Here is a 10,538-nt window from a genome sequence, read left to right as displayed (position 1 = left end):
ACGTGAGGAAGCCTCCGCATGTGTGCGAACAGGATGCCTCCGCATATGTGCGAACAGGATGAAGGAGAGGGCATTGCCTGAGGGAATCGCGGTCTCGGTGCACGACACCGCGCCGGTCTGGCGCGGCGACACGGCAGGTGACGCGCTGCGCCGTTCGATCGACCTGGCCAAGGCCGTGGAGGCACTCGGTTACCGGCGCCACTGGGTGGCCGAACACCACAACACCCCCGCGCTGGCGGCGTCGAGCCCGGCGGTGCTCGCCGGGCCCATCCTGGAGGCGACCTCCAGCATCCGGGTCGGCTCGGGCGCGGTGCTGCTGCCGAACCACTCGCCCCTGGTGGTCGCCGAGCAGTTCGGGGTCCTGGCCGGCCTCTACCCCGGCCGGGTCGACCTGGGACTCGGGCGCGCCCCGGGCGGCTCGGGCGAGATCACGGCCCGCGTCGCCGACCCGCGCCGCCTGGACTTCGGCGACGCGCTGAACGAGCTGCGCGAGTACTTCGCCGGGGGCAGCGGCGGCGTGCGGGCGATCCCGGAGCCGGCGATCGCGCCCGAGCTGTGGCTGGTGGGCTCCAGCGCCGGCAGCGCCGCCTACGCGGGCCGGTCGGGCCTGCCCTACGTCTACGCGCACGCGATCGTGGGGGGCGGTGCCCCCGAGGCGCTCGACGCCTACCGGCGGGCCTTCCGGCCCTCGCCGCAGCTGCCCGAGCCGCACGCGTGCGTGGCGGTGATCGTCGTGGCCGCGGACACCGACGAGCGGGCGTACCGTCTGGCCTCCTCCTTCGTGTTCGGCCAGATCCTGATGCGCACCGTGGACCCGGGCACCGTGCTCCCCACCGAGGAGGAGACGGCGGCGCACACGTTCACCCCGCAGGAGGAGCGCTTCCTGCGCGAGCGGATCGACCCGCAGTTCGTCGGCTCCCCGGACCGGATCGCCCCCCGCCTGGCCGGGCTGCTGCGGCAGACCCGCGCCGACGAGCTGTTCGTGCTCACCCAGGTGCCCGACCACGCCGCCCGGATCCGCTCGTACGAGCTGCTCGCCAAGATCGTCTCGTCCCTGTAGACCCGTACGGGCCGGTCCGCCCCGGCACCGGCCGCCGTCGTCCCCGCCCGCGTCCGGTCGGCTTCGGAACCGTCCCCGTCCTCGCCCGCGTCCGGTCCGGCTTCGGCACCGGACGTCGTCCCCGCCCGCGTTCAGTCCGGCTTTAGAACCGCCGAGCACTGTGTGTCCAGCAGTCCGGCTTCGAAACCGCCGAGCACTGTGTGCGGCCGGAGAACCACCTCCGGCGTGAGCCGACGTCTGAGCGATGAGGATGAGGATGGGTGCTGCTACGAGGTCCCGGTCATGCAGGCCTGCCACCACGGCAGGGGCCGCCGCGTTGATGCTGGCACTGGCCACCGCATGCTCCGCCGGCGCGGACGGCGCGGTCGGCGCCACGACAGGGGGAGCGGGCGCCTCCGCGCAGCCCAGGAGCGGGGGCACACTGCGTCTGGCCGTCGAGAAGGAACCGGAGTGCCTGGACCCGCACCAGAGCCCCACCGAGTCCGCCAGGGCGCTCAGCCGCCCGATCCTGGACTCGCTGGTCCACCAGGACGCCCGGGGGAGCATCCGTCCCTGGCTGGCCACCGGCTGGAAGGTCTCGCCGGACCGGCTGACCTACACCTTCGAACTCCGCCGGGGCGTGACGTTCACCGACGGGGAGAGGTTCGACGCCCAGGCGGTGGCCGACAACCTCGACCACGTGGTGGCACCGAAGACGAAGTCGCTGCTCGCCGGCAGCCTGCTCGCGGCCTACCGGTCGGCCAGGGCCGTCGGCCCCTCCACGGTCGAGGTCAGGCTCAAGCGGCCCGACTCGGGACTCCTCGGCGCGCTGGCCCTGCCCAATCTGGGCATCCAGTCCCCCCGGACGCTCAAGGGCTCCCCCTCCGCGCTGTGCGCGAAGATCGTCGGAACAGGCCCGTTCCGCAGTGACACGGGGTTCGTGCCGCAGAAGGGCATCGACTACGTCAGGAACACCTCCTACAACTCGGCGCCGGAGGGCCGCCGGGGCCAGGCGCGGCTGGACCGGATCGAGGTGAAGGTCGTGCCGGACAACGCGGCCCGGCTGGGCGCGCTCACCAGCGGCCAGGTCGACGCGGTCACCGCGCTGTCGCCGACGAGCCTCAGCACGGTCAGGAGCCTGCCCGGGTTCACCCTGCACTCGACGCCGTACCCCGGGATCAACTACAGCTACTGGCCGAACACCGCGAACGGCCCGCTCAGCGACGTGAACGTGCGCAGGGCGCTGCGGGCCGGCATCGACTGGGGACAGATCGTGAAGAACGTCTACTTCGGGGTGTACCAGGGGGCCCAGGGCGTGCTCTCGGCCAGCACGCCCGGCTACGACGGTTCGCTGGCCCCGGCCTACGCCCACGACCCGGCCGGCGCGGCGCGGCTGCTCGACCAGGCCGGCTGGACCGGGCGCGACGCGGCCGGATACCGGACGAAGGACGGCAGGCGGCTGACCCTGCGCCACATGTGGTCCGACGGGTCCGTGGCCAACCTCGCCACGCAGATCCAGTCCGCCGCCAAGCAGCTCGGCATCGAACTGGTCGAGGAGAACCTCGACGGCGGGACCTTCGTCAAGCGCCTGCTGGACGGCGACTACGAACTGATCGACACCAGCTTCTCCGCGCCCGGACCGGACGTGCTGCGCGTCCTGTTCGGCGCGGACAACATCCCCACGCCCGAGCGCGGGATCAGCAACAACATGGCGCGCTACGACAACCCGGAGGTGGAGGCCGGTTTCCGGCGCGCGCTCGACGCCGAGGACCAGGCCGGGCAGCACCGCGCCTACGCCGAGGTACAGAAGCGCGTCACCGAGGACGCCGCGGTCCTGCCCGTCTACTCGCCCCTGTCCACGGTGACCGTGCGCGACGGCGTCCGGGAGATCGGTTTCAACGCCGACGGCACGCCCGACCTGTACGGCGCATGGCTGGCCTCCTGAAGGCGCCCGTGGCCGAGGCGGCGGCGGTGGACCCCCCTCCACGCCGCCGCACCGGCCCGGTGCGTCTCGTGCTGGTGCGCGTGGCCGCCTCGGCCGCTGTGCTGTGGGGAGCGGTCACGGCGACGTTCCTCCTGCTTCGGGTGATGCCGGGCAACACCGCCGACGTGCTGCTCGCCCGGTCCGCCGTGACCCCGGAGGTGCGCGCCCAGATCATCGCCGACTACCGGCTCGACGATCCGCTCGCGGCGCAGTACCTGGCCTACCTCGGCAGGATCGCGCGGGGGGAGTTCGGCGAGTCGTACGTACTGCGCAGGCCGGTGTGGGACGCGATCGGATCCCAGCTCCCCCACACCCTGCTGCTGGTCCTGACGACCCTGCTGGTCACGCTGGTCGCCTCCGTCCTGCTCGCGGTGGTGAGCGCGAACCGCCGGCGGTGGGTGCGGTCGTCGTTCTCCGCGGGGGAGTCGCTGGTGGTGGCGCTGCCGCCCTTCTGGCTGGGGCTGCTGCTGCTGACCGTGTTCTCCTTCAACCTTCGTTGGTTCCCGGCCATCGGGTCCTCCTCCCCGGCCGGCCTCGTGCTGCCGACCGTCGCGCTGGCCGCCGGGCCGGTCGCGGTGATGACGGGAGTGCTGCGGGACGGGCTGCTGCGCGCGCTGGAGGACCCGTTCGTGGTGACCGCCCGCTCGCGGGGCATCGGCGAGCTCGCGCTGCGCCTGCGGCACGTGCTGCGGCACGCGTTGCTCACCGCCACCACGCTCCTGGGCTGGATCGCCGGCTCGCTCATCGGGGGCGCGGTGATCATCGAGATCGTCTTCTCCCGGCAGGGGATCGGCCGGCTGGTGCTGTTCGCGGTGCAGAACAAGGACATGCCCGTGGTGATCGCGATCGTGCTGCTCACCGCGGTCGTGTTCGTGCTGGTCAACATCGCGGTCGACATCCTCGTCCGGGTGATCGACCCCAGGACGCGAGAGGCGGGGAGCTAGCCATGGGCAGGAGTTTCTGGCCCGGGGCGATCGTGCTGGGGCTGCTGGCCGTGATGGCGGTCCTCCCGTCGCTGTTCACCGGGACCGACCCCGACGCGGCGGACCTGAACGCCACGCTGCGGCCGCCGAGCGCCGCGCACTGGCTCGGCACCGACCAGAACGGCCGCGACCTGTATGCCAGGATCGTGCACGGAGCCGGCCCCTCACTGCTGATCGGCGCCGGCGCGGTCGGGCTCGCGCTGGTCGCGGGCGTCCTGGTGGGGGTCGCCGCCGCGCAGCTCGGCCGGACCGTGGACCAGGTGCTCAGCAGGTCGCTCGACGTGATCCTCTCCGTCCCGGGCCTGCTGCTGGTGTTCCTGGTCGTCGCGGTGCTGGGACCCGGCGGCGGCCCGGCGAGCGTGGGCCTGGCGGTGATCTCCCTGCCGGGCTTCGCCCGGGTGACACGCGCGGAGGTGATCAGACTGCGCGGAGCGCACTACGTCGAGGCGGCCCACGGGTTCGGCTGGTCGCGCGCCCAGGTGGTCCTGCGGCACATCCTGCCCAACGCGCTCGGCCCGGTCATGGTGCTGGCGACGGTGACGCTGGGAGCGATGATCGTGGCGGGCTCCTCGCTGAGCTTCGTGGGCCTCGGCCCCCAGCCGCCGACCGCGGAGTGGGGCGCGATGCTGGCCGACAGCCAGGAGTTCCTCGCGATCGCCTGGTGGCCGGCGGCCTTCCCGGGAATCGCCATCACCGTCGCGGTCCTGGCCATCACCGTCGTCGGCGGGCACCTGCAACGGCGGATCGAACGGGGGCGGACATGAGCCTGGAATCCGGGGACGCGACGGACACGGATCCGGCGTCCGGAGGCGCGACGGACACGGGGCCGGCGTCCGGAGGCGTGACGAACACGGGCCGGGCCTCCGGGGACACGCGGGGACTGCTCTCCGTCCGGGACCTCACCGTCGGCTTCGCGACGGGCCGCGGGCACGTCGACGCGGTGCGGGGGGTGTCCTTCCGGATCGACCGCGGGCAGGTGGTGGCGATCGTCGGTGAGTCCGGCTCCGGCAAGAGCGTCACGGCGCGCAGCCTGGTGGGACTCGCGGGCGACGGCGCCGACGTGCGGGCCGGGGAGCTCGTGTTCGACGGGCTCGACCTGCGCCGGCTGCGGGGCCGCCGCTGGCGCGCGCTGCGAGGGCGGCGCGTCGGCTTCGTCCTGCAGGACGCCCTGGGCTCCCTGGACCCGCTGCGCCGCGTCGGCGCCGAGGTGGCCGAGCCCCTGCGCGAGCACCGGACAGTGCCCGCCGCGGAGATCGGCGCCGAGGTCGTACGGCTGCTCGGCTCGGTGGGCGTCCCCCTCCCCGAGAGCAGGGCCCGGCAGTACTCGCACGAGCTGTCGGGCGGGCTGCGGCAACGCGCCCTGATCGCCTCGGCCCTGGCCGCGCGGCCCGACCTGCTGATCGCCGACGAGCCGACGACGGCGCTGGACGCGACCGTGCAGCGGCAGGTGCTCCGGCTGCTGCGCGAACGGGCGGACGACGGCACGGCGATCCTGCTCATCAGCCACGACCTCGGTGTCGTCGCGGAGATCGCCGACCACGTGTACGTGATGAAGGACGGGCGGTTCGTCGAGGACGGCCCGACGGGGCAGGTGCTCCGGGCGCCGTCCCACCCGTACACCGGGGCCCTGGTGGCGGCCGCGTTCGGGCGGGGACGCGGGCCCGCGCGGGGCACGGGCGCCGCGCGGGCCGGACCGGACTCCGCTTCCGGTTCCGGTCAGGTGGTGCTGCGCGCCGAGGGGCTGGTCAAGAGGTACAAACTGCCGGGCAGGGGCGCGTTCACCGCGGTGGACGAGGTGTCGGCCGAGGTACGGGCCGGTGAGACGCTCGGGATCGTCGGCGAGTCGGGGTCGGGGAAGACGACCGTGGGCCGGCTGCTGCTGGGACTGGTCGCGCCGGACGCCGGCCGGGTCGAGGTGAACGGGCGGCCCTGGACCGGGCTGCGCGGCCCCGAGCGGCGGACGGCCCGCCGCCGGGTGCAGATGATCTACCAGCACCCGCTGGCCTCCTTCGACCCCCGCTACACCGCGCGGCAGCTTCTCGAGGAGCCCCTGCGCGCGGAGGGCGTCCCCGGCGCCGGGCGCGCGCGGCGGGTGGCGGAACTGCTGGGGCACGTCGGCCTCGACGAGGGGGTGCTCGGCCGGCGGGCACGGGAACTGTCCGGAGGCCAGCGGCAGCGCCTCGCCATCGCGCGGGCGCTCGCCCCGAGACCGGACGTCATCATCTGCGACGAACCGGTCTCGGCCCTGGACGCGGTGATCCAGGCGCAGGTGCTCGACGTCCTGGCCGACGTCCAGGAAAGGCTCGGCGTGGCCTACGTGTTCATCTCCCACGACCTGGGGGTCATCCGCCGGATCAGTCACGAGGTGGTGGTGATGAAAGACGGGAAAGCGGTCGAGTCCGGCGACATAAGAAAGGTTTTCGAAGCCCCGGAGCACCAGTACACAAAGACCCTTCTGGACGCGGTTCCCCGATTTCACCGGACCGGCCCGGCCGACGCACAAGCAATTCTTAAACCGCGCTGAACCGGCCTTGCCCCATATTTGTTTCCTGCCTAATGTCGTTGTCGTCGCACGGCAATGGCGCCGTTCCTTTCTTTTCTGGTCGAAGGATGAAGGAAATGACGGAAGCTCCGCCGTATCCGCAGAAACGCACATGTCCCTACGAGCCGCCGCCCGGTTACCAGGAGATCGGTGAGCGGGGGCCGGTGCTCAAGGTGACCCTCTTCGACGGCCGCGAGGCGTGGATGGTGACGGGGTACCGGGAGTCGCGGGAGATCCTGACCCACCCGAACCTGTCCTCGCAGCGCACCCATCCCGGGTTCCCCATCGTCGCACCCCGGTTCCGCTCGCAGATCGCCCGCAGCCTGGCGCTCATCGCCATGGACCCGCCCGTCCACGACATCTACCGGCGCTACCTCAACCCGCACTTCAGCCTCAGGACGGTCCGCGGGATGCGCCCTCAGCTCGAAGGCATCGTGTCCGGGTACATCGACGCGATCATCGACCACGGCCCTCCCGCCGACCTGGTGCCGATGCTCGCGGTCCCCCTGCCGTCCCTGGTGATCTGCCGGCACCTCGGCGTCCCGTACGAGGACCACGACTTCTTCCAGGACGCCAGCGGCAAGGTGATGCTGGGCACCGAGGAGGAGTCGGCGACGGCGGCCCAGGACCTGGTCGACTACATCGACCGGCTGGTGGCCGCGCAGATCAAGGAACCCTCCGACGGCCTGCTCGGCACGCTGGTGCGCGAGCGGGTCATCCCCGGCGACGTCGGGCACGACGAGCTGGTCTCCATCGCGCTGGTGCTCCTGATCGCCGCTCACGAGACGACCTCCTCCTCCCTGGCCCTGAGCGTCATCACGCTGCTGGAGCACCCGGACCAGCTGGCGCGGATTCAGGAGGACCCCGCCCGCCTGCCCGGCGCGATCGAGGAGCTCCTGCGCTACATCGCGACCACGGACCTGGTCGCGACCCGGGTCGCGAAGGGCGACATCGAGATCGCGGGTCACCTCATCCGGGAGGGGGAGGGCGTGCTCGTCTCGGGCACACTGGCCAACCGGGACGACCAGGTGCACAGCCGGGCCCACGAGTTCGATGTCCTGCGCGAGGACACCCATCACCTCACCTTCGGGTTCGGCATCCACCAGTGCCTCGGCCAGAACCTGGCCCGGCTCGAACTGGAGGTCGCCCTGCACCAGCTGCTGACCCGCGTTCCGGGGCTGCGGCTCGCCGTGCCCGTGGACGAGCTGCCCATCCTCGGCGCGGGCACCGTGCAGCGGGTGCTGCGGCTGCCGGTCGAGTGGTGACGCCGGATGTGGGTGCGGGCGGACCGGGAGCGCTGCATCAGCGGCGGGCGATGCATGGCCGCCACCTCCGGCGTCTTCGACCAGGACGACGAGGGCCTGGTCGTCGTGCTCACCCCGTCGCCCGCGTCGGAGGAGGAGGCGGGGGTCCGCAGGGCCGCCTTCCTCTGCCCGGCGCAGGCCATCCGGATCGGTGAGAGCTCAACGGAGGGCTGACCTTCCCACAGGTCCGGACCGGCCCCGTACGCGGGCCGTCCGGAGAAAGCAGAGAAGATGACGCACTATTCGTCGGGGGAGGCCGCGCGGCTTCCCTCGCTGACCGGGATGAGATTCGTGGCGGCGTTCCTGGTGTTCGTGTGCCACGCCTGCGTCCTGGGTTTCTTCCACCAGGAGACCGCCGCCTCCCTGCAGACCTTCGCCTTCGCCTCGGGCTGGCTCGGCGTGGAGTTCTTCTTCGTGCTGAGCGGGTTCGTGCTGACCTGGTCGGCGCGGGAGGGGCGGCCCAGGGCGAGCTTCTGGCGCAGGCGCCTGGTCAAGGTCTACCCGGTCCACGTGGTGACCTGGCTGGCCGCGCTCGGCCTGGCCGTGTGGACGGGCCAGGCCGTGGACCTGCCCAAGCTGCTGCCGAGCCTGCTGCTCGTGCACACCTGGTACCCCCAGATGGACGTGGTCATCACGATCAACGTCGTCACCTGGTCCCTCGCCTGCGACCTGCTCTTCTACCTGGCCTTCCCGTTCCTGCACGCGCTCGTGCGCGGGATCCCCGTCCGGCGGCTGTGGTGGGCGGCCGGCGCCGTCGCCGCCGTCATCGCGCTGCTGCCCGCCGTGGCCCTCCTCGCCCTGCCCGGTACGCCCCGGCTGCCCGGCCAGGAGATGTCGTTCGTGCAGAACTGGTTCCTGGTCTCCTTCCCGCCGATCCGGGCACTGGACTTCGTCCTCGGCATCATCATGGCCCGCATCGTGCTGACCGGCCGGTGGATCCCGCTGGGCGTGGGCCGGGCGCTGCTCGTCCTGGCGGCGGGATTCGCCCTGCAGGCGTACCTGTGGCCGAGCGTCTACGGGCTCACCGCGACGATCGCCCTGCCCCTGGCCCTGCTGATCGCGGCCGTGGCCGCCGCGGACGAGCGGGGCGCGCCCACGCCGTTCCGTGGCCGGGCGATGCAGTGGCTGGGCGGGATCTCCTACGCGTCGTACCTGGCGCACTTCCTGGTCCTGCACTTCGGGCACGTCGCGATCGGCGTCGGCCGGACATGGGACGCGCCGGCCGCCCTCGGCGTCATCACGGTCCTGTTCGGGATCACGACGGTGGTGGCGTGGGCGCTGAACCGCCTCGTCGAGGAACCCGCCATGCGCGCGTGGGCCCGCCCCCGTCCCCGGCCGGTCCCCGTCCCCCTGCGGCCGGAGACCCCTTCCCCCGAACCGGCGAGCTGATCGCCCCTCCCACGCCCGCACGGAGACGAGACGACAGGAGGCACCACATCGTGAACACTCCCATCCAGGCCGAGGACGAGCGGCTCTTCGCCTACCCCCAGGACCGCAGCTGTCCCTGGCAGCCGTCCTCCGGCTACCAGGGGCTGGGGGAGCGGGGAGCGCTGCACCGGGTACGGCTGTGGGACGGAAAGACCATCTGGATGGTGACCGGGCACGCGCAGGCACGGAGGCTGCTCGCCGACCCGCGCATGTCGGCCGACCGTTCCCGCGACGACTTTCCCGCGGTCCTGCCCCGGCTGGACGCCCCCATCTTCAAGCCCATCGCGATCATCGGGTTCGACCCGCCCGTGCACGACGTCCACCGCCGCCTGCTCGCCCCCGACTTCAGTCTCAAGCACGTGCGCGCCCTGCGCGGGAGCGTCGAGGAGCTCGCCGGGAGGCTGGTGGACGACATGCTTCGCAAGGGGCCGCCCGCGGAGCTGGTCGAGGACTACGCGCTGCCGATCCCGTCCATGGTGATCTCCGAGCTGCTCGGCGTGCCGTACGACGACCACGCGTTCTTCGAGGCCATGACGGTGGGGCTGCTGCAGGCCAAGAGCGCCCAGGACGCCGAGGCGGCGGGCCGGGCGCTCTGGGACTACCTGGACGAGCTGATCACCGTGAAGGAACGCGAGCCCGGCGGATCGGGGGTGCTGAGCCGGCTGGTGGGAGAGGTCGACGAGAACGGTGACCTGACCCGGGAGGACCTGGTGCGCATCGCGCTGGCGCTGCTGATCGGAGGGCACGACACGACGTCCCAGATGATCGCGCTCGGGGTGGTCACCCTGCTGGAGCACCCGGACCAGCTGGCGGCGCTGCGCGCCGACCCGGGCGTGCTGCCCGCCGCGGTGGACGAGCTGCTGCGCATGGTGTCGGTGACGGACGTCTCGGGAGTGCGGTTGGCGACCGAGGACATCGAGATCGACGGGCATGTCATCCGGGCCGGCGAGGGAGTCCTGGTCTCCTCCTCGATGACCAACCGCGACCCCGCGGTCTTCCCCGACCCTTACAGGTTCGACGTCCGCCGCGCCGGCGGGCGCAACGCCGCCTCCGGCCGCCACCACCTCACGTTCGGGTTCGGCATCCACCAGTGCCTGGGCCAGAACCTGGCGCGGATGGAACTGGAGGTGGCGTTCTCCGTCCTCTTCGACCGGATCCCCGGCCTGCGGCTCACCGTGCCGCTGGACAGGCTGCCCACGCGCAGCGGGGGCACGATGCAGGGCGTCCACACCCTGCCCGTCGAGTGGTGAGAGCCGAG

At 72.4% G+C, this 10,538-nt stretch carries 9 protein-coding genes; all 9 read left to right on the top strand.

All coding sequences use genetic code 11. From position 1 onward, the window contains the following. The first annotated feature begins 73 nt into the window (after window positions 1-73). The 9 genes from ACFFRH_RS26950 to ACFFRH_RS26910 all read left to right on the top strand — a co-directional run bounded on the left by ACFFRH_RS26950 (window position 74) and on the right by ACFFRH_RS26910 (window position 10,530). Window positions 74-1,060, top strand: coding sequence for an LLM class flavin-dependent oxidoreductase (locus ACFFRH_RS26950; RefSeq protein ID WP_386160433.1), 987 nt, complete (start codon window positions 74-76; stop codon window positions 1,058-1,060). Between the two features lie 319 nt (window positions 1,061-1,379). Beyond that, window positions 1,380-2,984, top strand: coding sequence for an ABC transporter substrate-binding protein (locus tag ACFFRH_RS26945; RefSeq protein ID WP_386160431.1), 1,605 nt, complete (start codon window positions 1,380-1,382; stop codon window positions 2,982-2,984). Continuing rightward, window positions 2,969-3,967 carry an ABC transporter permease gene (locus tag ACFFRH_RS26940; RefSeq protein ID WP_386160429.1) on the top strand — a complete coding sequence of 333 codons (999 nt, stop codon included), beginning with the start codon at window positions 2,969-2,971 and terminating at the stop codon, window positions 3,965-3,967. The genes ACFFRH_RS26945 and ACFFRH_RS26940 overlap by 16 nt, the downstream gene beginning before the upstream one ends. A gap of 2 nt (window positions 3,968-3,969) precedes the next feature. Then, complete coding sequence (locus tag ACFFRH_RS26935; RefSeq protein ID WP_386160427.1) at window positions 3,970-4,770, top strand: ABC transporter permease; 801 nt, start codon at window positions 3,970-3,972, stop codon at window positions 4,768-4,770. A gap of 77 nt (window positions 4,771-4,847) precedes the next feature. After that, complete coding sequence (locus tag ACFFRH_RS26930) at window positions 4,848-6,530, top strand: dipeptide ABC transporter ATP-binding protein (protein ID WP_386160425.1); 1,683 nt, start codon at window positions 4,848-4,850, stop codon at window positions 6,528-6,530. Between the two features lie 95 nt (window positions 6,531-6,625). Beyond that, window positions 6,626-7,813: a cytochrome P450 gene (locus ACFFRH_RS26925; protein ID WP_344748997.1), complete on the top strand. Its 1,188-nt coding sequence runs from the start codon at window positions 6,626-6,628 to the stop codon at window positions 7,811-7,813. 6 nt (window positions 7,814-7,819) lie between these two features. Beyond that, window positions 7,820-8,026: a ferredoxin gene (locus ACFFRH_RS26920; RefSeq protein ID WP_344749000.1), complete on the top strand. Its 207-nt coding sequence runs from the start codon at window positions 7,820-7,822 to the stop codon at window positions 8,024-8,026. Window positions 8,027-8,083: 57 nt separating this feature from the next. Further along, window positions 8,084-9,241, top strand: a complete 1,158-nt coding sequence (locus ACFFRH_RS26915) for an acyltransferase family protein (RefSeq protein ID WP_344749001.1) — start codon at window positions 8,084-8,086, stop codon at window positions 9,239-9,241. A gap of 50 nt (window positions 9,242-9,291) precedes the next feature. Continuing rightward, window positions 9,292-10,530: a cytochrome P450 gene (locus tag ACFFRH_RS26910; protein WP_344749002.1), complete on the top strand. Its 1,239-nt coding sequence runs from the start codon at window positions 9,292-9,294 to the stop codon at window positions 10,528-10,530. Window positions 10,531-10,538: the final 8 nt, after the last annotated feature.

This window comes from Streptosporangium vulgare (assembly GCF_042428775.1).
Taxonomy (GTDB): domain Bacteria; phylum Actinomycetota; class Actinomycetes; order Streptosporangiales; family Streptosporangiaceae; genus Streptosporangium; species Streptosporangium vulgare.
Note: the sequence above shows the minus strand (reverse complement) of the source record. Positions and strands in the feature narration are given on the sequence as shown.